The organism is Gordonia sp. NPDC003424 (assembly GCF_053588655.1).
Window position 1 is genome coordinate 254063 of sequence record NZ_JBSFQJ010000008.1, and the last position, 22846, is coordinate 276908.

15 protein-coding genes and 1 tRNA gene are annotated in these 22846 nt (G+C 67.8%); 13 read left to right on the top strand and 3 right to left on the bottom strand.

Annotation, left to right across the window (positions count from 1 at the left end):
- Window positions 1-231: 231 nt before the first annotated feature.
- From ACWDTI_RS14555 to nrfD, 5 genes are all read left to right on the top strand, one after another.
- Complete coding sequence (locus ACWDTI_RS14555) at window positions 232-2061, top strand: putative nucleotidyltransferase substrate binding domain-containing protein (protein WP_449738798.1); 1830 nt, start codon at window positions 232-234, stop codon at window positions 2059-2061.
- Window positions 2062-2143: 82 nt separating this feature from the next.
- Window positions 2144-2740: a 3'-5' exonuclease gene (locus ACWDTI_RS14560; protein ID WP_449738799.1), complete on the top strand. Its 597-nt coding sequence runs from the start codon at window positions 2144-2146 to the stop codon at window positions 2738-2740.
- Window positions 2741-2755: 15 nt separating this feature from the next.
- A complete protein-coding gene (gene fdh, locus ACWDTI_RS14565; RefSeq protein ID WP_449738800.1) occupies window positions 2756-6043 on the top strand; it encodes a formate dehydrogenase in 3288 nt (1095 codons plus the stop codon).
- On the top strand, window positions 6043-7266 hold the full coding sequence (locus ACWDTI_RS14570; protein ID WP_449738801.1) for a 4Fe-4S dicluster domain-containing protein: 1224 nt from the start codon (window positions 6043-6045) through the stop codon (window positions 7264-7266). The genes fdh and ACWDTI_RS14570 overlap by 1 nt, the downstream gene beginning before the upstream one ends.
- Window positions 7263-8354, top strand: a complete 1092-nt coding sequence (gene nrfD, locus ACWDTI_RS14575) for an NrfD/PsrC family molybdoenzyme membrane anchor subunit (protein ID WP_449738802.1) — start codon at window positions 7263-7265, stop codon at window positions 8352-8354. The genes ACWDTI_RS14570 and nrfD overlap by 4 nt, the downstream gene beginning before the upstream one ends.
- A 55-nt stretch (window positions 8355-8409) precedes the next feature.
- Here nrfD and ACWDTI_RS14580 read toward each other — a convergent pair whose 3' ends face one another.
- Both ACWDTI_RS14580 and mhpA read right to left on the bottom strand, forming a co-directional pair.
- Window positions 8410-9489 carry an alpha/beta hydrolase family protein gene (locus ACWDTI_RS14580; RefSeq protein ID WP_449738803.1) on the bottom strand — a complete coding sequence of 360 codons (1080 nt, stop codon included), beginning with the start codon at window positions 9487-9489 and terminating at the stop codon, window positions 8410-8412.
- Window positions 9489-11093, bottom strand: a complete 1605-nt coding sequence (mhpA, locus tag ACWDTI_RS14585; protein WP_449738804.1) for a bifunctional 3-(3-hydroxy-phenyl)propionate/3-hydroxycinnamic acid hydroxylase MhpA — start codon at window positions 11091-11093, stop codon at window positions 9489-9491. Before mhpA ends, ACWDTI_RS14580 begins: the two co-directional genes overlap by 1 nt.
- Before the next feature lie 139 nt (window positions 11094-11232).
- Between mhpA and ACWDTI_RS14590 the strand changes: the two genes are divergently transcribed.
- Window positions 11233-12246, top strand: a complete 1014-nt coding sequence (locus tag ACWDTI_RS14590; protein WP_449738805.1) for an AraC family transcriptional regulator — start codon at window positions 11233-11235, stop codon at window positions 12244-12246.
- A gap of 1214 nt (window positions 12247-13460) precedes the next feature.
- On the opposite strand, the gene selD is transcribed toward ACWDTI_RS14590, so the two are convergent.
- Entirely contained in the window at window positions 13461-14456 is a 996-nt protein-coding gene (selD, locus tag ACWDTI_RS14595; protein ID WP_449738806.1) for a selenide, water dikinase SelD, read from the bottom strand.
- Window positions 14457-14548: 92 nt separating this feature from the next.
- Between selD and ACWDTI_RS14600 the strand changes: the two genes are divergently transcribed.
- The 7 genes from ACWDTI_RS14600 to ACWDTI_RS14630 all read left to right on the top strand — a co-directional run bounded on the left by ACWDTI_RS14600 (window position 14549) and on the right by ACWDTI_RS14630 (window position 22448).
- Window positions 14549-15190, top strand: coding sequence for a maleylpyruvate isomerase family mycothiol-dependent enzyme (locus ACWDTI_RS14600; protein ID WP_449738807.1), 642 nt, complete (start codon window positions 14549-14551; stop codon window positions 15188-15190).
- A gap of 133 nt (window positions 15191-15323) precedes the next feature.
- Window positions 15324-15416: transfer RNA gene (locus tag ACWDTI_RS14605), tRNA-Sec, on the top strand.
- 40 nt (window positions 15417-15456) lie between these two features.
- Window positions 15457-16770: an L-seryl-tRNA(Sec) selenium transferase gene (gene selA / locus ACWDTI_RS14610; protein ID WP_449738808.1), complete on the top strand. Its 1314-nt coding sequence runs from the start codon at window positions 15457-15459 to the stop codon at window positions 16768-16770.
- Window positions 16771-16772: 2 nt separating this feature from the next.
- Complete coding sequence (gene selB / locus ACWDTI_RS14615; protein ID WP_449738809.1) at window positions 16773-18563, top strand: selenocysteine-specific translation elongation factor; 1791 nt, start codon at window positions 16773-16775, stop codon at window positions 18561-18563.
- Window positions 18560-19051, top strand: a complete 492-nt coding sequence (locus tag ACWDTI_RS14620; protein WP_449738810.1) for a PH domain-containing protein — start codon at window positions 18560-18562, stop codon at window positions 19049-19051. The genes selB and ACWDTI_RS14620 overlap by 4 nt, the downstream gene beginning before the upstream one ends.
- Window positions 19038-20540: a PH domain-containing protein gene (locus ACWDTI_RS14625; RefSeq protein WP_449738811.1), complete on the top strand. Its 1503-nt coding sequence runs from the start codon at window positions 19038-19040 to the stop codon at window positions 20538-20540. The genes ACWDTI_RS14620 and ACWDTI_RS14625 overlap by 14 nt, the downstream gene beginning before the upstream one ends.
- 99 nt (window positions 20541-20639) lie before the next feature.
- Window positions 20640-22448: a hydroxysqualene dehydroxylase gene (locus ACWDTI_RS14630; RefSeq protein WP_449738812.1), complete on the top strand. Its 1809-nt coding sequence runs from the start codon at window positions 20640-20642 to the stop codon at window positions 22446-22448.
- Window positions 22449-22846: the final 398 nt, after the last annotated feature.

The following is a 22846-nucleotide window of genomic DNA, read 5'->3' on the forward strand; positions in this document are numbered from 1 at the left end:
ACCGGCTCGTCGTCGTCGGCGTGCGGCTTTCGATGGCGACGGGACGGTGTTGCGCATGTAGCTACGTGTTGTGTTCTCCGCAACAGAATGCGGGGTCCGCGGTCGGCTGTCAACCGGTATCGGAATATTCCGGTTACTCACGAGTTGCTCTTGACGCGCCCGATCGTCGCGCACCACACTGTTGCGTGCCATTCGTCCCGTCGATCGATACGCAACACGCAGGGTGTGAGCATGCGTGAGTTCGTCGAGTTCCTCGGCTCGCAGTCGCCCTACGACCGACTTGGCGACGCGGACCTCGAGACGCTTGCCCGGCACGTGGACGTGGAGTTCTTCGCGCAGGGCGCCACCATCCGGCGCGAGGACGATCCGCCGTCGGAGACGCTCTACGTGATCCGGACCGGTGGCGTCGAACTACTCGACACCGCCATGCGTCCGTTCGACCTGTTGTCGGTCGGTGACACCTTCGGGCACATGTCGATGCTGTCGGGCATGCCGGCGGCGTTCACCGTCCGGGCCGTCGAGGACACCCTCTGCTACCGGCTGCCCGATCCGCGCACGATCCTCGCCGAACCCGAGCTGCTGCGCTTCGCGCAGTACACACCGCCGACCGCCCGGCAGGTCCTCACGCCCGAGGGCTCCTTGGCGAGGCTCGACCGACCGCTCCGTGACCTCGTGCGTCCGGTGCTCTGGTGCGAGCCGACCGACACCATCGCGACGGTCGCCCAGGCCATGACCGAGGCCAACAGGTCGTGTGCGATCTTCCAGCGGGGCGATGAGATCGGGATCGTGACGGACGCCGACTTCCGGTCGCGCTTCGCCGCCGGAAAGGTCGGCCACGACGATCCGATCGAGGAGATCGCGAGCATCCCGGCGTGGTCGCTGTCCGAGGAGGTGACGGTCAGCGCGGCCTTTCTCTCCATGGTGGACAAGGGCATTCATCACATGATCACCACCGGCGCCGGCGGTCGGCCGGTCGGCATCGCGCGCGTGGTCGACATCGTGGCCTCCGATGTGCGCGACCCGCTGGTGGCGCGAAGTGCCATCGCGTCGGCGTCGGACCCCGACGGGCTGGTGACCGCGAGTGGGCTTCTCGTGCCGACGGTCATCGAACTCTGGCACGCCGGCGTGCCCGCGCTGCACCTGAGTGCCGTGTATTCGGCCATGGTCGAGGCGTTGGTGCGGCGGACCGTCGAGTTGTCCGGCGACCCCCTGTTGTCCGAACTCGACTGCTGTTGGCTGCTGGTCGGATCGCATGGCCGCCGGGAGCCGCTGCTGAACTCCGACGTCGACACCGCGTTGATCTGGCATCGGTCCGACGGCACTCCGGCACCCGACCGGCAGGCGACCGCGAACGCTGCGGCATCGCTGACGGACGCACTCGGGACCTACGGGCTCTCCGCATGCCCACAAGGGCTCAACGCGTCCAATCCGCTGTTCAGTCGGTCGGTCACGGACTGGCGCGACGCGGCAGATGCCTGGCGCCGAGATCCCGGCTCGACGGACCATCTCCTCCTCGCCTCGACCATGCTCGATGCCCGCGCGATCGGCGATCACGAGGGACTGGCCACGCCCCTGCGCACCGCGCTCACCTCCGGTGTCGGGCGCGACACCTACGTACGCGCCATGGCCGGGTTCGCCGCGGCCGAGCGTCCACCGTCGGGCTTCGTGCGTGAGTTCGTCATCGAACGACTGGGAGAACGCAAGCACCACTTAAACATCAAGAAGTCGGGCCTGCGACCCATCGCGGCGTTGGCCCGCGCACTGGCGCTGCGGGCGGGCGACGCCTCCGGATCGACGACGACCCGCCTCGAACGCGCACAGGCGGCGGGCCTGCTCACGGCCGACGAGTGCGACACCCTCACCGGCGCGTTCACCCTGTTCCACCACATCACCCTGGAGAGCCAGATCGACGCGATCACGCGCGGCGAGGAGATCCGCTCGGCGATCGCGCCGGACACACTCGACACGCTCGAACGCCGGAACCTGCGCACCGCGTTCCGCTCGGTCAACCAGATTCAGGACCGCCTTGCCGCCAATCGCTATGTGACCGGGGGCAATTGAGATGGTCTGGCCCTTCGGCCGTTCGACGGGCTCAGGACGGCGCACGCTCAGGGAGCGGGGACGGCGCGGGACGGCTCCTCGGGTGACCGCGACGCCCGACGACTGGCGCAGTCGCACCTACACCGTCGTCGACCTGGAGACCACCGGCCTCGACTGGCGCCGGGACCAGATCGTCTCCTATGGGGCGGTCGTCATCCGCGGCGGGGTCATCCGGACCTCCGAGTCCCGCTACGGGTTGGTGCGGCCGTCGATTCCGGTGTCGGAGGCCGCCATCTGCGTCCACGGTCTGCGGGCCCAAGATCTCGACGCCGCCCCACCCGTGTCGGAGTGCGTGTCGACGCTCGATCAGATGCTGCGCGGCAGTGTTCTGGTGGCGCATTGCGCGTCGATCGAACGGCGCTTTCTCACCAAGGCGTTTCGCGACGCATTCCATATCTTCGACGCCCCCGTCGTCGACACCGCGGTCCTGGCCGACCATGTGCTCGGTGGCCACGACGGCCGGGTCATCTCCCTCGAATACGCCGCCACCGCCCTGAATCTGCCCGTGTTCACCCCGCATCACGCCCTCGGGGACGCGATGACCACCGCGACGCTTTTCTTGGCGCTCGCCAACAAGATCAGCGCCTCCGACGATGCCGAGGGGCAATCGCTGCTGTCGGCCGGATCGCTGGGTCTCTGAGTTAGGATCGAAGACGTGCCCGCTTTCAGCCCGCTCGAGTGGCCGGTCTTCCGCCAACGGCGGTCCGGCGACGTGTTCGGGCGCGGGCCGGCGGTCACGTCGTCGAAAACCCGCTCGGTGGAGCCACGGACCGCGACCGCCGACCGGGTGGTGCAGAGTGTGTGTCCGTTCTGCGCGGTCGGGTGCGGGCAGAAGGTCTACGTCAAGGACGAGAAGGTCGTGCAGATCGAGGGCGACCCCGACTCCCCCATCTCCCGTGGACGGCTGTGCCCGAAGGGATCATCGAGCGAGCAGCTGGTCAACAACCCCATGCGGCAGACCACGATTCGCTATCGCGCGCCGTATGCCACCGACTGGCAGGACCTCGATCTGCACACCGCGATCGACATGATCGCGGACCGGTTCGTCGAGGCCCGTCGCAACGGCTGGCAGCAATACGACGACCAGGGCCGAATCCTGCGTCGCACCATGGGTATTGCATCACTGGGCGGCGCCACCCTGGACAACGAAGAGAACTATCTGATCAAGAAGCTCTTCACCGCGGCGGGCGCGATCCAGATCGAGAACCAGGCCCGCATATGACACTCCGCCACCGTTCCCAGTTTGGGAGCTTCTTTCGGACGCGGCGGCGCGACGCAATCACTACAGGACATGGCCAACGCCGATTGCATCATTCTGATGGGCGGCAACATGGCCGAGGCGCACCCGGTGGGGTTCCAGTGGGTGTCCGAGGCGAAGGCACGCGGTGCCCGGGTCATCCACGTCGATCCCCGCTTCACGCGGACCTCGGCGGTTGCCGACCGGCACATCGCGATCCGGGCCGGTTCTGATGTGGTGCTGCTCGGCGCGTTGATCAACTACGCGATCACGCACGAGAAGTACTTCCGGGAGTACGTCGTCGCGTACACCAACGCGGCCACGCTGATCTCCGAGGACTACCGCGACACCGAGGACCTGGGCGGGCTGTTCTCCGGATTCGATGCCGAGACCGGCAAATACGATCCGTCGACGTGGGCCTACGACGAGGGCGACGGCGGTATCGGCTCGCCCGGTGGCGAGGAGCACGGCGCGAGTGCGTCGGCTCGCGCGGCCGGCGACGAGCACGGCGCGGGTGGACCGGCGCTCGAACACGCTCGGGTGCAGCGTGACGAGACCTTGGAGCATCCGCGGACGGTGTTCCAGATCCTCAAACGCCACTTCGCCCGGTACACCCCGGAGATGGTGCGCGACATGTGCGGTATCTCGATCGACGAATTCGACTATCTCGCACGGTCGATCACCGACAACTCCGGCCGCGAACGCACCACCTGCTTCGGTTACGCGACCGGCTGGACCCAGCACACCCTGGGGGCGCAGTTCATCCGGACCGCCGCGATCCTGCAGTTGTTGCTGGGCAACGTCGGTCGACCGGGCAGCGGGATCATGGCGCTGCGCGGGCATGCCAGCATCCAGGGCTCGACGGACATCCCGACGCTGTTCAATCTGCTGCCCGGCTATCTGCCGATGCCGTCGGTGGGTCGGCACGACACGTTCGCCGACTACGTCGAGTCGATCGCATCCAAGCAACAGAAGGGCTACTGGGCCTACGCCGACACCTACGTGGTGAGCCTGCTCAAGGCATGGTACGGCGATGCCGCGACAGCCGAAAACGACTGGTGCTACGACTATCTGCCGCGCCTGTCCGGTCCGGCGGGCACGTATCAGACCGTCGTCGACATGCTCGACGACAAGATCGACGGCTACTTCATCCTCGGGCAGAACCCCGCCGTGGGATCGGCCAACGGCCGACAGCAGCGACTGGCCATGAGTCACCTGAAATGGCTTGTGGTGCGCGACCTCAACATGATCGAGTCGGCGACGTGGTGGAAAGAGGGCCCGGAGATCTCCTCGGGCGAACTGCGCACCGAAGACATCGGTACCGAGGTGTTCTTCCTGCCCGCGGCCACCCACGTGGAGAAGGCCGGCTCGTTCACCCAGACCCAGCGCATGGTGCAGTGGCGGCATCAAGCCGTGGCGCCGCCGGGGCAGGCACAGAGCGAACTCGACTTCTTCTATGAACTGGGCCAACGCATTCGGGCTCGGCTGGCTGGTTCCACCGACGATCGCGACCGGCCCCTGCTGGATCTCACGTGGGAGTACCCGCCCGATGCGCACGGCAATCCGGACCCCGAGGCGGTGCTGTCGGAGATCAACGGATATCACGTATCCGGGCCGGACGCCGGGAAGAATCTGACGTCGTACGGCGAGATGAAGGCGGACGGTTCCACGGCCGGCGGCTGCTGGATCTATGCCGGCGTCTATGCCGACGCGAAAAATCAAGCGGCACGCCGTGTTCCGCAGGGTGGCACCGGGCTCACCCAGTCCGAGTGGGGCTGGGTGTGGCCGGCCGACCGTCGAATCCTCTACAACCGTGCCTCCGCCGATCCGGACGGCAAACCGTGGAGCGAACGCAAGCGGTACCTCTGGTGGGATGCCGACGCCGGACGATGGTCCGGACCCGACATCCCGGACTTCCCCGTCGACCGGGCGCCCGGCGCCCGACCCGACCCGGAACTCGGTGGCGCAGAAGCACTGTGCGGCGACGACCCGTTCATCATGCAGGCCGACGGCAAGGGCTGGCTGTTCGCCCCCAAGGGGCTCGTCGACGGCCCGCTGCCCGCGCACTACGAACCGCAGGAATCTCCGGTGACCAACGCGCTGTACCCGCAGCAGCAGGCACCGGCGCGGATCATCTTCGCGCGCGACGACAACCTCGACGCCCCGAGCGGGGATGCACCCGGGTCGGATGTGTACCCGTTCGTGTTCACCACCTACCGGCTCACCGAGCATCACACCGCGGGCGGCATGAGTCGCTGGTCGCCGTACCTCGCCGAGCTGCAGCCGGAGATGTTCTGCGAGGTGTCACCGGAACTCGCCGCGTTGCGGGGCCTGACCAACGAGGGCTGGGCGACGATCATCTCGCCGCGCGCGGCCATCGAGGCCCGCGTGCTGGTCACCGACCGCGTGAAGTCGTTGACCATCAACGGCCGCACCGTCGAGCAGGTCGGCCTCCCCTACCACTGGGGTGTCGGTTCGCATGCGGTGGTCAGCGGAGATGCGGCCAACGACCTGATCGGCGTCACCCTCGACCCGAACGTGCAGATCCAGGAATCCAAGGTGGGATCATGCGACGTCGTTACCGGCCGTCGGCCGCAGGGTAAGGCGTTGCTGGACTTGGTGCGGTCCTACCAAGAGCGCGCCGGCGTGACGGTGGAAACCGACAACGCCCGGGTCACCGACCCCGAACGAGAGGGGCAGGGCTGATGGGACAACTGTCGGGACCGACCGACCCGAGCGCCGACGCGCACTGGCAGATCCACGAGCACCGCAAGGGTTTCTTCACCGACACCTCGATCTGCATCGGCTGCAAGGCCTGCGAGGTGGCGTGCAAGGAGTGGAACCGCAACCCGCGCGACGGCGATCTCGAACTCACCGGCATGTCCTACGACAACACGGTGTCCCTCGGCGCGAGCACCTGGCGGCACGTCGCGTTCATCGAGCAGGATGCCGAACGCATCGCGGTGGCGCGGGAGTCGGGGCGGGCGTTGACGATGCTGGGGATGCCCTCGCTCCCTGAGCCTGACGCCGCCACCGCTGGTCGAGTAGCGGCGAGCGAGCGCAGCGAGCCCGACGCGTATCGAGACCCCGGATCTCGATGCGCCGCCTCGCCTAGCGGCTCGGAGGCTTACTCGATCAACGAAGAAGCGAGCGAGCCCGGCGCCACCACCGCTGGTCGAGTAGCGGCGAGCGAGCGCAGCGAGCCCGACGCGTATCCGCCGGATCGAGTAGCCGCCGAGCGAAGCGAGGCAGCGTATCGAGATCGAGACCACTCGCCGCCGGAGCTGCCCGACACCCCCGAATTCCGTTGGCTCATGGCCTCGGACGTGTGCAAGCATTGCACCCACGCGGGCTGCCTCGATGTGTGCCCGACCGGCGCGTTGTTCCGTACCGAGTTCGGCACCGTCGTCGTGCAGGACGACGTGTGCAACGGGTGCGGAACCTGTGTCGCCGGGTGCCCGTTCGGGGTCGTCGAACGTCGTGCCGACGGCACCGCCGCCCCGACCACCCGAGAAGGTCAGCGCAAGGGCGAACAGCCGCCGGTACCCAAACGTGGTGTGGCACAGAAGTGCACGCTCTGCTACGACCGGCTCGTCGACAACGAGACCCCGGCGTGCGCCAAGACCTGCCCGACGACGTCGATCAAGTTCGGCGATCACGACGACCTCGTCGCCGACGCGCGCGAACGTGTGGCCCAACTGCATGCCCAGGGCATGACCGAGGCACGCCTCTACGGCGCCAACGAGAACGACGGGGTCGGCGGGACCGGTTCGGTGTTTCTGCTGCTCGACGAACCCGAGGTGTACGGGCTGCCGCCGGACCCGCGGGTGTGCACCGCGGACCTGATGACGATGTACAAGCGTGCGGGCATCGCCGCGGCGGGAATGCTTGCCGCAGCGGCTGTGTCGTTCCTGCGGGGTGGCCGATGACTTCCTCGGATTTCGATTCCTTCCGTCCGCCGGAGCCGGAACGCAGACGCCGACGCGGCGGAAAGGCGAAGCGCCGCAACGGTTCGGCACCTGCGGACGGCACCCGCGAGATGATGATGGTGCCCGACGCCGAGTTCACCTCGTACTACGGGCATCCCGTGGTCAAGCCGGCGCCGTGGGGCCATGAGGTGGCTGCCTATCTCTTCCTCGGCGGCGTGGCCGGCGGATCGGGGGTGCTGGCGGCGGGCGCCCAACTGACCGGCCGACCCACGTTGCGCCGCAACGCCCGACTGGCCGGTATGGCGGGCGTCAGTCTGGGTGGTGTCGCGTTGATCGCCGATCTCGGCCGCCCCGACCGCTTCTACAACATGCTGCGCACCTTCAAGGTGACCTCACCGATGAGCGTCGGCTCGTGGATTCTGTCCGCGTTCAGCGGAGCGCTCGCCGTGGCCACTGCGGGCGATATTGACCGCATGACCGGGCGACGCCTGCCGCTGGGCCCGCTGCGTCGAGTGCTGAACACGGTCGAGGGGCCGGCCGGGCTCGGTGCCGGGGCACTCGGCCCACCGCTGGCCGTGTACACCGCAGTCCTGTTGGCGGACACCGCAACTCCCACGTGGAACGAGATGCACCGGGACTTGCCGTTCGTCTTCGTCAGCTCCGCGAGCCTGGCCGCGAGCGGCCTGGCCATGGTGACCACCCCCACCGCCGAGACCGGCCCGGCCCGGGCGCTCGCGGTGCTCGGCGTCGTCGGCGATCTCACCGCGATGAAGTACATGGAATCGCGGATGGATCCCGTTGCGGCTGAACCACTCCACCACGGCAACCCGGGAAAGTTGTTGCGGTGGAGCGAACGCCTCGCCGTCGCCGGTGGCCTCGGCGCCCTCGTGGGCGGCCGGTCCCGGCCGGTGGCCGTCGCGTCCGGGCTCGCCCTGCTCACCGCGTCGGCGTTCACCCGCTTCGGCGTGTTCGAGGCAGGCATCGAATCGGCGAAGGACCCCCGTTACACCATCGAACCGCAGAAGCGGCGCCTCGCCGAGCGGCGTGCCAAGGGGATCACCGACGATTCGATCACGACGGGCGGCTGACACGGGGACCGAGCCCGCGTCCACGGCCGACCGTGGAGGTTTCGGCCGTCCGCAGCTACCGGACGCCGGCGTGTTGTCCGCCGAATACGTCCAGGAACCAGTCCGCGACATAGTCGTTGCGTTCGTCGCCGTGGTTGTAGATGGTGTGGTCGCCGTCCGGCCACACCTTCAGCGTCGCGTCGCCGGCGCCGTCGAGGAAGGGCTGCTGATCGGGCAGTGCGACCAGCGGATCGGCTCCGCCGTGCAGCACCAGTAGCGGCGCGTCGATGTGCTGGTCGGCGGGGTCGAACCGCAGTCGGGCGAAGTTCGCCTCGATGGCGTCCGGGTCGGCCGTGCCCAGCATCGCGCCCGCTTGTTCGGCGAACGTGCGGAACGGCAGCAGCCGTGCGGCGGCAAAGCCCCCGTTGACGCAGCACGCGGCGACCCTGTCGTCGCATGCTGCGGTCAGTGCCGCGAACAAGCCACCGACGCTGTTGCCCCACACGCCGACCGGCCGTTGGGTGCGTTCGGCGGCGTACCCGACGAACTCGCCATAGGCGGCCGCGACGTCGACGTCCAGGTGGATACCGAACCGCATTCTGGTCTCTCCCTGACCGGGGCCTTCGGCGAGAACGGTGCCGATGCCGCGCTGCGCCAGCGCGTCGGCGTTTCGCAGATATGTTGCACCCCAACCGCTCTGGCCGCCGAACACGACGACGGTACCGAGGATGGGTTGGTCCTTCGGCGCCGTGTACCAACCCACCAACCGGCCGGCGCCGAAGGGTAGCTCGATACGCTCCATCGGGTTCGGACAGACCGTCGCCAACCGCCCCACGCAGTGACTGAAACGTCCGTAGAGGGCGATCTTTCTCGCGTCGTCGAAGTTGAAAGCCATCTGCGCGAACAGGAAGCCGGCGGCCGCGGCCCGGAATCGGCGTGCAGCGGTGATGGTGCGCCCCTGTCCCACAGCGCCTTCGGCGGCATCGAGGTGCGCTTGGCCGAGTGCCTCGCACACATCGTCCCAGGCACGTCCGGCCGCGGCTTCTCGTTCGAGGGTCATGACGTCGGCGTAGACCATCCCGCAATCCAGTAATCGGGTGGTGGACATGGCACGCCAGTGCGCGGTGCTCGCCGCAGACATTGCCGGTGCGCTCATCAGCGGGCTCCCTCCAGTTCGCCGGTGCGGACGAGATGACCGACCCCGAGCGCTTGGGCGAATGCATCGACGAGCCTGGGCATCTCGTCGAGCTGCGAGGACCCGAACAAGTGGAAGTCCGGTCGTTCGAGGTATGCCTGCACCCCGTGATCGGCGAAGAACTGCCGGTAGGTGCCGTCCGCGTCGTCGATCGAACGGTCGGTGCCCGGCGCTGTGGTCACCACGGTGACGCCGATCGACGACAGGAACGACAGCTGGTCGTCGCCGAGTTTCTCGTATGGGTCGGCGGTGGCGACCAGGGTGAATCCCCAGGCATGCAGATCGTCGAACAGCCCGTGGTCGGAGCCTCGGGTGACGCGCCCCTGTGGCCCCAGGGTGCCGGCGAGGCGGGTGCAGGTGTCGCCCGCGGTGGCGATGATCCCGCCGGTGACGGTCGGGAAAGCGGGCAGCGGTGGCACCTCGCCACGCCGGAAGGCGGCGTCGCGGGCCGCAGCCGCCACCGGGTCCTTCAGGTTGGCCACCCGACCGAGCTCGACGGCGCAATGCTGGATGACCTCGACATGTGGGCGTCGTTCGATCTCGTAGGTGTCCAGTAGCCCGGCGTCGGCCTTGCCCGACAGCACCAGCCCGAGCTTCCAGGCCAGCGTGATGCCGTCGCGCATCCCGGAGCATGCGCCCTGGCCCATGTACGGCGGCATGGTGTGTGCGGCGTCGCCCGCCAGCAGCACCCGGCCGACGCGCCAGGTGTCCGCGGTGCGTGCGGAGAACGCGTAGATGACGTGACGCAGGATGCGCACATCCTCCGGACCCAGATCGTGGCGCTCGCGCAGCCAGTGCCAGGCGAACTCCTCGGTCTCCATCTCGGCCGGATCGTCGGTGTCACGAACAGCGACCTCGAACCGCTGTCGACTGTTGCCGATGGGCATGAACATGTTGGGCTGCAAAGGATCACAGAACTGCTTGGTGACCTGGAACTCGGGACCGAGCTCATGCACGCATTCGGTGTCGATGTTCAGCCACCGATCGTCGACACCGAGATCGGTGTAACCGATCCCCAGCGCCGACCGCACGAAGCTGTTCGCCCCGTCGGCGCCGACGACGTAGGAGGCGGTGATGGTCCGATCGTTGGTGCCCTCCGCCCACTGCTCGTCGCGATCTCGCACCCACGGACGGACGGTCAGTTCGACGTGGTCGTCGTTCTGCCTCAATCCGACAACACCGACGCCCTGGTTGATCTCGACGTTCGGGTACGTGCGAACGCGGGTGTCGATGGCGAGTTCGATGTCGGGCTGGTACATCGTGTAGTGCGCGGCGAACCCGCTCGAGATACCCGACCAGTCGAGCGCGACCAGGAGTTCCCCCGACCCGTTGCGCCACTCGTAGTCCCGTGCGGGAGATGCATCGCGGAGCGCGAAGTCGACGTCTCCGGCGGCCTGGATGATCCGCGCGGTTTCGCCATCGATATGTGTCAGCCTCGGCAGCCCATAGAGGTCGGGCCACCGCTCGATCACGACGACCCGATGTCCGGCCTGCCCCAGCATCGACGCGAGCACCTGACCGGTCGGCCCGTACCCGACGACGGCGACGTCAAAATCTGTCGGCATGGCATTTCTCCTGTTCCCGTCACCCGGTGTGACCTGTACAACAGAAGTTAGGAACTGCCGGTGTGAGCGGCTATCCGCCAGACGACACCAGTAGCCGGATCGCGCCACACGTTCGATCCGGAAGCGGCGAGGAGGTCACATGTCGAACGACATGGACGACGCGCTGCTGCCCGAACACCGTCGGCTCACCGACGCCGGAGTCGACGAATTCCGGGCGACTGCGTCGAAACTACTGACGCCGCATCGGATCACGATGCGCACCACGGGTCGGTCGGATCGGTTCTCCGGCGATGTCCGATCGGCGCGAGTCGGCGATGTCGGCATCGTCTATCTCTCACAAGGCGCCGCGGTCGACGTGGACATCCTCGAGCCGATCGACTACTACGACGTCATCCTCGCGGTCCGCGGGTCGAGCGGCATAGCGTCGGCCGACGACCATCGGCGCATCATCGATCGGGCTCATGGCGCGGTGCTCAGCCCCGGGATGCGCGCCGGCATGCACATGTCCGACGACTACGGCCAGCTCCACGTCCGGATCGAACGGTCGAGTCTCGATCGCAGGCTGGAGGCGTTTCTCGGACGGCCGGTGGGTCGCGCCGTGACATTCGACGTCGGCCTCGACCTCGCGGCCCCGAACGTCGTGTCGTGGTACGACTTCCTACGGCTGGGCCTGCGCGACATCGGCGCCGGCGACGGTATCGCGGCCCACCCGCTGGCGGCGTCGACCTGGCAGGACCATCTCCTCGCCGGACTGCTCGTCGCCCAGACCAGCAACTACGCCGACCTTCTCGACGACCGCGCGAGCGGTCGGCCGCCGCGGCGCGCCCTGCAGGCGGTCATGGACTACTGTGAGGCCAACATCGCCGAGCCCATCTCGATGGCGGATCTCGCAACACAGGCGGGAATGAGCGCACGCTCGCTGCAGCGCGCGTTCCGCGAAGAGCTGAACATGTCTCCCCTCGAGTATCTGCAGAACCTGCGTCTGGCATGCGCGCACGAGGATCTGCTCGAGGGCGATCCGGCGTCGTCGAGTTCGGTCACCGACGTCGCCTACCGCTGGGGATTCACCCACCTGTCGCGCTTCGCCGCTGCGTATCGGGCCCGCTACGGCGAGTTGCCGTCGGAAACCCGACGGCGGGGATCGATTGTGTAGCAACAGATCGCGACTCCTGACGACACGGGCCTCGAAGTACACCTGGACGGTGGCTACCTTGTATTCACCGAGTAGGGCTCCTGCTCGGCGGCGCGCGATTGTGCGCCAGTTGTAGGACAGTTGTGGGACAGTTCCTGGACACATGTGACACAGAGCGGATGAGCAGCATTCATGAGGTGCGACCCGTAATCTACTCTGGCTCATCTTCAGATCTGCCTTCACGATTACGTCCGAGTGCCAAGCTACGGCGGCCGCCAGGAGATGGCGGTCTTCTCATCGTTTGGTCATGCCCGAAATGAGTTCGGCGTAGCCGAGACTCGCCTGTTCGGCTGCAGGGGATGCGCGCCTCGTCTGGGCTACTCGACGCGACGCTTGTTCGGGAGTCCTGCCGAACCGCTCACCACTTAGATTCCGCTCAACTTCATCCAGGATCGACCCGGTCCAGACCGGCCTGTACAGCTCAGTTACCCGCCCCGGGATTCTCAGGTGTAGCCTCACACGCCATCTCGTCGAGGACCCGACGCCGTTGGGAGCGCACTGGTTCCTGATACTCCAGGACGTCGCTCAGCTGTAGTCACCGGTGCCTACCCGGAACTGAACACGCGATCTCGCCGACATCAACAAGGCGGACGACGGTCGGCCTGCTCACATCCAGGATTTCGGCACCTCTTGCGTAGTGATGGTCGTCCGACGCGGCGATAGTGTCACCGCACGCCCCTCTGCGAGTGCATCGAGGACGGTGGCCAGCAGAGTGCGAACACTGTCCGGAAGGGTCGCGGACTGTCCATTCCCATCGGAACCGATGGTGCGATGAGCTGCAACGATCGCGCGAAGCTCATAGATCGAGACTGCCGAATCGACTTCCGAAGGCATCAGTGTGTGACTCATGGACAAGCTCATACCTCACGTTAATTCGAACAAGACGAACGTGCACCGGGAGTTTCAGAGCCTCGACCGTTCTGGGGGCCTGATCCCGTACTAGACCAGTCCCCAGCACGAGCATCAAAGTGTGGCGCGCTGGTGCGCCGGAAAGCAATCGGCGGCGTCATTGATGCGGCTCGGTCTGGGATCGGTTCGATCGAAAACTGAGGCGTGACAGGCGGTCTCGATGCGCTCCCTCGCTAGCGCTCGGTCACTTACTCGACCAGCGGAAGGGAGCCCCGCAAGCTCCTCCCCCACTCGACCAGCGGAGGAGTACGGTCGCGGGGACGAGGTCAGCGGATGGCGATACCGCTGCCGGGAACGGTTTCGCCGATGATCGGATAGCCGGGGACCTCACCGATCAGCAGCAGTCCACCTGATGTCTGCGCGTCGGCGAGGAACAGCAGATCGTCCTCGGTGACCCCGGCGCCGACGTCGAGCGAGTTGCGCACCCAGTCCAGATTGCGGCGGGTGCCGCCGGAGACGTAGCCGTCGCGCAGAGCCTCGCGGGCGCCCTCGACGGCGGGCACGGCGTTGCGGTCGATCACCGCGCCCACCCCGGACGCGCGGCACAGCTTGAACAGGTGACCGAGCAAGCCGAAACCGGTCACGTCGGTGCCGGCGCGGACTCCCGCCTCGACGGCCGCCACCGACGCGTCGCGGTTGAGCGCGGTCATCAGGGCGATGGCTTCGTCGAACACCTCACCGGTCTGCTTGTGCCGGTTGTTGAGCAGGCCGACGCCAATAGGTTTGGTCAGGGTGATGGGCAGGCCGGGTTCGGCGGCGTCGTTACGGATGAGCCGGTCCGGGTCGGCGACACCGGTGACGGCCATGCCGTACTTGGGTTCTGGATCGTCGATGCTGTGGCCGCCGATCACCGGGCACCCCGCCGCGTCGCCGACGGCCAGCCCGCCGCGCAACACCTCGGTCATCAACTCCATCGGCAGCACGTCGCGGGGCCAGCCGACCAGGTTGATCGCGACCACGGGGCGTCCGCCCATCGCATAGATGTCGGACAGCGCGTTCGCCGCGGCGATCCGGCCCCAGTCATAGGCGTCGTCGACGACCGGGGTGAAGAAGTCGGCGGTGGACAGCACGGCGAGGTCGTCACGGATGCGGACCGCCGCGGCATCGTCGCCGTCGTCGAGGCCGACGATGATGTCGTCACTCGCCTGACCGGTCAGCCCGGCGACCGCGGCCTCGAGTTCGCCGGGCGGGATCTTGCAGGCGCAACCACCGCCGTGTGCGTAGCCGGTGAGTCGGACAGGAATCGCGGGTGTGCGGGTCACGGTGCCGAGCGTAGTCGGAACGCGTTCGGCGGAACGCACACTGAGGACCTGAGGCACAATCGCGACAGGCACCACTGCACCCGGGAGGGCCCATGCTGACAGACGACAACGCGATCTTCGAGGCCGTCGCCGACGAACGACGGGCACTGGCCGCATTATTGGCCACCCTGACGCCAGAGCAATGGCAGACGCCATCGCTGTGTGCGGGATGGACTGTCCGCGACGTCGCCGCCCACGTGACGCTGCCCCTGGTGATACCCAAGTGGCGATTCGGCCTGGCGATGCTCCGCGCCCGCGGTAGCTTCGACCGGGCCAACATCGCCATGACGCGCCACGTCGTGTCGGTCTACGGGGATAGCCTGCCCGCGATCCTCGACGAACGCGCAACCAGCAGATTCACCCCACCAGGATTCGGTCCGCCGACGCCACTGACCGACATCGTCGTGCACGGTCTGGACATCCGCCGTCCGCTGGGCATCGACCATCGGCCCACCGACGATCGCCAGCGAGCCGTGCTGGACTTCCTCGTCAGCCCCAAGGCCGGTGGCTACTTCCGCGCCATCGACGACGACCTGCGCTGGGAAGCCACAGATCTCGATTGGCAGTACGGCGACGGACCGGAGGTGCGTGGGCCGGCACTATCCCTGATGTTGGTGCTCACCGGCCGCCTGATGGCACTCGAGGACACGACCGGGGAGGGAAAGGATCGTATCCTCGGCATGGACCAAACCTGAGACGACACCTTGCGTGCACTGTGCACTCGTCACCCCCTCACAGGTGTGTTCGGTGTCAGCGGCCACCGAAACGCGATGCCCGACCGGCGGTGGCACCCTCATCCGCTAGGTTGGGGGTGCAGATCGGCTGCAGGGAGGCGTCTGGGTCCTGGTGGGCTCCCCGGTCTTCAAAACCGAGGAGGTCGAGTATCTCGGCCTGGCGGGTTCGATTCCCGTCCGCCTCCGCGGCACGATCTGCCCGGTTGAGAACCGACCCAGGAGGTGTGGTGACCCGAGCCGATCCGCGACGACGGATTCCGCGCACCGATGCCCTGCTCGCCGTATCCGAGATAGCTGATGCGCGAACCCGGTTGGGCGACAGTATTGTTCGCGAGGCGATCCGCACGACCCAGGAGGCCGCCCGCTGCGGTGCGCTCGACCCCGAGCAAGTCGAGCAGGCAGTGATCGACACCCTCTCGGCACACCGCAGTTTCACCGCTCGGCCCGTGGTCAACGCCACCGGGGTCGTCGTCCACACCAACCTGGGACGGGCGCCGCTGTCCGCGACGGCGATCGATGCGATGGTGGCCGCGAGTTCCTATGTGGACGTCGAACTCGATCTCGACACCGGCACCCGATCTCGACGCGGTGCGGCCACGCGTGCCGCACTCCTGCGGGCGTGTCCCGCCGCCGGGGACGCACTGATGGTCAACAACGGTGCCGCGGCGCTGGTGCTGGTCAGCACCGCCCTCGCCGCCGGCCGCGCGGTGGTGATCAGCCGCGGCGAGATGATCGAAATCGGTGCGGGTTTCCGCCTCACCGACCTGATCGCCTCCACCGGCGCCCGCCTGCACGAGATCGGCACCACCAACCGCACCCATCTGCGCGACTACGCCGACGCCCTCGCCACCGACGACGTCGGCTGCATCCTCAAGGTGCATCCGAGCAATTACCGCATCCAGGGCTTCACCACTTCGGTTGAGCTGTCGGAACTCGCCGTGCTCGGCGCCAGGCACGGCGTGCCCGTCGTCGCCGACATCGGCAGCGGTCTGCTGCAACCGGATTCACTGCTGCCGGACGAACCCGACGCGACCACCACCTTGACCGCGGGCGCCGACCTGGTGGTCGCCAGTGGCGACAAACTCCTCGGCGGGCCGCAGGCGGGCCTGCTCTTCGGTGACGCCACGCTGGTCGGCCGGATCGCGAAACACCCACTGGCGCGGGCAGTCCGCGCCGACAAGCTCGCACTCGCGGCCATGGAGGCCACCGTCGACGGCCCACCCCCGCCGGTGCAGCAATATCTGCATGCCGATCCCGCCACGCTGCGTACGCGCGCCGAGGCCATCGGCGCCGCACTGGGTTTCCCCGTCGTCGAGCACGACGGCCGCGTCGGCGGAGGTGGCGCACCGGGAGTTCCGTTGCACGGTTGGGCCATTCGCCTCCCCGAAACACTCGACCGGCCACTGCGGCACGGCGATCCACCGATCCTCACCCGCGTGCATGACGGCGCATGCCTGCTCGACCTCCGGTGCGTCCCACCGTCCGACGACGACCGGGTCCTCGAGGCCGTCCGGCACGCACTCGCCGCGAGCCGGACATAACCGTGCGATACGTCGTCGCGACCGCAGGGCACGTCGACCACGGCAAGAGCACACTCGTGCGCGCGTTGACCGGCATCGAACCCGACCGCTGGGCCGAGGAGCGCCGCCGTGGCCTGACCATCGATCTCGGATTCGCCTGGACCACACTGCCTTCCGGTGCGGATGTCGCGTTCGTCGACGTGCCGGGGCATGAGCGGTTCATCGCGAACATGCTCGCCGGACTCGGGCCGGCGCCGATCGTGCTGTTCGTCGTCGCCGCCGACGAAGGGTGGCGAGCGCAGTCCGCGGATCACCGGGATGCGCTGGCCGCGTTGGGCATCGACCGCGGGATCGTGGTGATCAGTCGTGCCGACCGGGCCGGCCCCGAACGGATCGCTGAGGTCATCGCCGCGGTCCGAACCGAACTCGCGGACACCGGACTGGCCGATACGCCGGCCGTCGTGACGTCGGCGGTGACCGGACAGGGCATCGACGAGTTGCGCACCGGTCTCGACGACGTGCTCGCAGCCGCGCCGGCGCCTAGCGAGACCGGACGGGTGCGTCTCTGGGTGGACCGGTCGTTCAGCATCACCGGCGCCGGCACCGTGGTCACCGGAACCCTCAGCGCCGGAACCATTTCGGTTGGCGACACGCTCGCGCTCCACGGTGCTCACCGGGCAGGTACGATCACGGTTCGCGGCGTGCAGAGCGAAAACGTGTCGCACCCCACCGTGGGACCGGTGAGCCGCGCTGCGGTGAATGCGCGGGGGGTGTCGACCGATGACGTGGTCCGCGGGGACGCCCTGGTGACTCCGGGCGCGTGGCACACGTCCGAGGTAATCGACGTCCGTCGGACCACCGGAGGATCATTCGACGATGCGCCCGAACACCTCACCGTCCATCTGGGGACCGCAGCCATACCGGCACGCCTCCGGCCGTTCGACGCCGACCACGCGCGACTCACCCTCGAACGGGCGGTACCGATCACCCTCGACGACCGTGTGGTGCTGCGCGATCCGGGGCGACGCATCGTCGGGGGCGGGCAGATCGTCGACGCCGAGCCGCCCGTGTTGCGTCGGCGTGGGGATGCGGCACGCCGGTCGGCACTGCTCGATGCCCGCGAGGACCGTGACGTCGCCACAGAGGTCGCGCGGCGTGGCGCGGTGACCGTCGATCACCTGCGGCGACTCGGGCTCGTCGAGGACGCCTCGGCGTCACCGGCCGGTGTGGTCATCACCGGCGACTGGTGGATCGACGAAAACACCTGCACCGCATGGACAACACAGCTCCGCGATGCGGTGGCGGCGGCTCATGCGCGGGATCCGTTGGCGGCGGGCCTGTCGGTGGGGGCGGTCGCCGACCTCCTGTCGTTGCCCGATCCGACGTTGGTGCCCGGGATCGTCGCGGCGGCCGATGTCGTCGCGACGGATGGCTATCTGGCGCTGCCGGGTCACCGCGCGGGTCTCGGTGCGGCCGAGGACGCGGTGGCCGCGCTGGAGCGGCAGCTCACCGAACATCCCTTTCGCGCACCGGAATCCGATGATCTGGGTGCGCTCGGACTGGGCACCAAGGAGTTGGCGGCGGCCGAACGTCAGCGGCGACTACTCCGCCTGCGCGACGGCGTCGTCCTGCTGCCGACCGCACCGGCACTCGCGATGCGCATCCTGGCGGGACTCGAGCAGCCCTTCACCACAAGTGCCGCGCGGCAGGCGCTGAACACCACTCGGCGCGTGGTCATCCCGTTGCTCGAACACCTCGACGACCGCGGCTGGACGCGCCGACTCGACGCCGGACATCGGGAGGTGGTGCGGTGAGTTCCCCGGTTCTGCGCGAACCCGCGTATCAGGTGGACCGGCGGGCGATCACGCTGTGGCGTGTGCTCCCGCTGATCCTCGGCGTACCGCTGTTCGTGGCGTGTGTCGTCGTCGCGGTCATGGTCGGACCGGTGCGCTGGCTCGCGGTGGCCGCCGCGGTCGTCTCGCTGGCGGCGACGGCGTTCTTCGTGGTCGTCGTGCCGTTGTGGCGCTACCGGTTTCATCGGTGGGAGGTCAGTCCCGACGCGGTCTACACGCAATCCGGCTGGTTCGTGCGGAGTCGGGTGATCATCCCGATCGCCCGCATCCAGGTCGTCGACACCGCCGCCGGGCCGATCGAGCAATTGCTCGATCTGGCGACTCTCACCGTGACCACCGCCTCGTCGGCCGGCACGATCCGCGTGGTCGGGCTCGACGCCGAGGTCGCCCGGCGTGCCGCCGCCGACCTGACGATCCGCACCCAGGCGTACACCGATGACGCCACCTGAGCAGCCTCGTGTCGATGATGCCGACGAGTGGCATCGACTGTCGCCGTGGATGATCGCGGTCCACCCGATCCAGCAGCTACCCCAGCTCATTCCGCTGATCCTGGCCATCCTCTTCGCCGGCCGCGGGGCGCCTGACCTGACCGTCATCATCACCCTGATCGCGATACCCCTGGTGACGATCGTGCCGTGGCTGGTGACCCGCTACCAGGTGACCACCGACCACGTCCGCGTCCGTAGCGGACTGTTCACGCGCAAGGTCGCGACCGTCCGCCGTGACCGCATCCGCAGCGTCGACCTGACCGCTTCCCTGCCGCACCGGGTCCTCGGACTGCAGAAGGTGCGGATCGGTACCGGCGGTGCAAAGGACTCCACCAAGGTCGAGCTCAATGCGATCCCGACGGCCGACGCCGAGGCGCTGCGGCGCTATCTGATGACGACTTCTGCCGGCGCAGCCACCACACCGGCGGCGCCGGACTCGGGACCGGTGGCTCCGGCCAGACCACCCGAAGTGCTTTCGCGACTGCAGCTCTCGTGGTTGCGCTTCGCGCCGTTCTCGCTGACCGGGCTGGCCACCGCGGCGGCAGCCGTCGGCTTGATGGTGCAGTTCGCCAACGAGGCAGGCCTGTTCAAGACCGGTGCCACCGCCGCCGAGCACTACGCCCAACGCCTCGGCGACTCACCGCTGCTGCTGGTGATACTTGCCGCGACCGCGGTCGTCGTCGGCGGACTGCTGTCGCTGGCCGGCTATCTGCTCGGATTCTGGAACTTCACGCTGACCCGCAACCACGACGACGACACCCTCCATGTCAGCCGGGGTCTGCTCACCACCAGCGTCACGAGCCTCGACGAACACCGGATCCGCGGGGTGCACCTGCACGAACCCGTGTTGATGCGGCCGGTGGGTGGCGCCCGACTGCATGCGATCGCCACCGGGACGTCGAAGCACCCACTGCTGTTGCCGCCCGCCCCGCGGACCGAGGCCGTCCGGGTTGGGCAACTCGTCGCGCACGACGGCGACGAGTTGGTCGCACCGCTGCACCAGCACGGGCGACGGGCGCTGCGACGACGACTCACCCGTGCGCTGTGGGCGGGCCTCGGAATAGCGGCCCTCGTCGTCGTTGGGGTTGTCGGTCCCCTGACCTGGCCGTTCCTGCTGCTCGCCGCGGCCGCGGTGATCGTGTCGGCCACGCTCGGTGTCGTCCGATATCGCAATCTCGGTTGGGCTCTCAGCGACCGCTCGGTGGTGATCGCCCCACCTCACGTCGCGCGCCACCGCTATGTGGTGGACCGCACCGGTGTCGTCGGCTGGGCGACCAGGGCGTCGTGGTTCCAGCGGCGCGGGCAGGTCGAAACGGTCGTGCTCGCCACGGCGGCCGGATCGCAAGCCTACGCCGCCGTCGACATCGACCCGTCGGTCGGCACCGACCTCATGCGTTCCGTATCGCCGGACCTGATCGCGCCGTTCGTCGCACCGGGTCGACCCCATTGATTTGAGACGATTTTCCGAAACAGTCCCATCTGGGTCGCTTGTCCTGGTAGACCTCATTGCAGTCGATGTTGACGCGTCTACGGAGGGTGGTCGACCGACATGGGCAATCAGCAGGATGCACTTTCGCGCCGATCCGTCCTCAAGGGCGCTGCTGCCGCCGCCGTGCTGGCCGGCACCGCGGTCGCACTTCCCGAGGTGAGTGTGCCGTCGGCCCGCGCCGTCCCACCAACCCCAGCAGGTCGTGGCCGTCAGGTTGCGATCTTCGGTGGCGGCATGGCCGGTCTGGCGGCCGCCCACGAACTCGTCGAACGCGGATTCCGGGTGACGGTCCACGAGCCGGCGTTTCTCGGCGGCAAGGCACGCAGTCTCGACGTGCCCGGCACTGCGCGCGGCGGCCGCCTACCGCTGCCGGGCGAGCACGGCTTCCGCTTCTTTCCCGGTTGCTATCAACATGTTCCGGAGACGATGGAGCGAATCCCGTTGCCGGGCGGGGGCAATGTCAAGGACCGCCATCTGATCAATGTGGAGACCGCGGCGATCGCGTTCGATCAGCGCGGCTATGCGCCGGTGGCGGCGCCCGCGTCCGCGCTGGGAATGATCGAACATGCCGGCGCCCTTGCTACTTTGGACAATGTCCGCAATGCGATGACGACGGGACTGCGTTTCATCCTCGACATCCCGCCGGCGGAGCTTGCGTATTTCGTCGCCCGCGAACTCATCATCGCGACCAGTTGTCCGGAACGCCGCCTGGGTGAGTGGGAGCACCAGTCGTGGGTGCAATTCGTCAAGGCGAAGGGCAAATCGGCTGGTTACCAACGCTATCTGGTCGGTGCGCTGACCCGCGCCCTGGTGGCGGCCAAGTCGCACACCGCGTCGGCACGCACGATCGGGCAGATCGGCCTGGCGCTGGCCACCTCCGCGACCGGGTTGCTCGGACAGTACGACGCGTCGCTGATCACCGGTGGTGTCGACCGAATCCTCAACGCACCCACCAATCATGCCTGGATCACCCCGTGGGTGGCGTATCTGCGGAGTCGTGGCGTGCGGTTCGCGATGGGCGACGGGGTCGCCCGCTTCGGGCTGTCCGGCGGCCGGATCTCGTCCGCCCGCATGACCTCCGGCCGCTCGGTGACCGCCGACTGGTATGTGGCCGCCATACCGCTGGATCGTCTCCGTCCCCTTCTCCCCCCACTCCTCGCCGCCGACCCGACGCTCGCGGGAATCTATCGGCTGCAGGATGATTGGATGGTCGGCATCCAGTACTTCCTGTCCCGACGCTCCGACCTGCCGCCGGGTCACATCGCCGCGCTGGGTACGCCGTGGGCGCTGACCGGTCTGTTCCAGGCCAAGCCCTGGGGTGGCGACTTCGCCGCGACCTACGGCGACGGCCGAGTGCACGACTGCCTTTCGATCGACGTGTCCGATTGGGACACACCGGGGATCCTCTACGGCAAGACCGCCAAGCAATGCAGCAAACCGGAGATCGCGCGGGAGGTCTGGGCGCAGATGAGCCGGGCGATGAACTCCGGAGGACAGCGCCTCCTCCGTCAGGAGGACATCGTCACCTGGTCGCTGGACCCGGGCGTCACATGGTCGCCGACCATCGCCAACGCCACGCCACTGATGGTCAACACGGCGGGCTCGTACGCGAATCGGCCGACCGCCCACACTCACATCCCGAACTTCTTCATCGGCGGCGATCATGTGCGCAGCAACATCGACCTGGCAACCATGGAGGGCGCCAACGAATCCGGGCGCCGCGTCACCAACGCGATCCTCGCCGCCGCCGACAGCCCCGCGAAACCCGCTGTCCTGCATCCGCTTGCAGAACTGCCCTTGTTCGATCCGTTCAAGGACGACGACCGGCGCCGCTATCAGGCCGGGCTGCCGCATGTGTTGGATGTGTGATCTCGATGCGCTCGTCGCTGGCGCTCCTCGCTTACTCGATCAGCGAAGGGAGCGCCCGACCAGCGGTAGGAGTCGCTACCCTCGCTGCTCGAGTCATAGTTTCGCCCGCTTCAGAGCGGCCAGCGTCAGTCGCGTCCCCCGCTGCTCGAGTTATAGTTTCGCCCGCTTCAGAGCGGCCAGCGTGAGTCGCGTCCCCCGCTGGTCCAGTAAGTAACCTGGGCCGCCGCAGGCGTCAAGCGTGGGCTGGGAAGAGTCGCAGCCCTTTTCGCTGATCGAGCAAGTAACCTGGGCCACCGCAAGCGTCCAGCGTGGGCTGGGAAGAGTCGCAGCCCTTTTCGCTGATCGAGTAAGCCCGCGAGCTTGCGAGCGAGCGCATCGAGATCAACGGTGAACGAGAT

Excerpts from the sequence above, each read along its gene's own strand:
- ACWDTI_RS14590 (WP_449738805.1), top strand. The coding sequence starts at position 11,233 with ATGTCGAACGACATGGACGACGCGCTGCTGCCCGAACACCGTCGGCTC.
- mhpA (WP_449738804.1), bottom strand. The coding sequence starts at position 11,093 with ATGCCGACAGATTTTGACGTCGCCGTCGTCGGGTACGGGCCGACCGGT.
- ACWDTI_RS14625 (WP_449738811.1), top strand. The coding sequence starts at position 19,038 with ATGACGCCACCTGAGCAGCCTCGTGTCGATGATGCCGACGAGTGGCAT.
- ACWDTI_RS14570 (WP_449738801.1), top strand. The coding sequence starts at position 6,043 with ATGGGACAACTGTCGGGACCGACCGACCCGAGCGCCGACGCGCACTGG.
- ACWDTI_RS14580 (WP_449738803.1), bottom strand. The coding sequence starts at position 9,489 with ATGAGCGCACCGGCAATGTCTGCGGCGAGCACCGCGCACTGGCGTGCC.
- ACWDTI_RS14555 (WP_449738798.1), top strand. The coding sequence starts at position 232 with ATGCGTGAGTTCGTCGAGTTCCTCGGCTCGCAGTCGCCCTACGACCGA.
- nrfD (WP_449738802.1), top strand. The coding sequence starts at position 7,263 with ATGACTTCCTCGGATTTCGATTCCTTCCGTCCGCCGGAGCCGGAACGC.
- ACWDTI_RS14630 (WP_449738812.1), top strand. The coding sequence starts at position 20,640 with ATGGGCAATCAGCAGGATGCACTTTCGCGCCGATCCGTCCTCAAGGGC.
- ACWDTI_RS14600 (WP_449738807.1), top strand. The coding sequence starts at position 14,549 with ATGCTGACAGACGACAACGCGATCTTCGAGGCCGTCGCCGACGAACGA.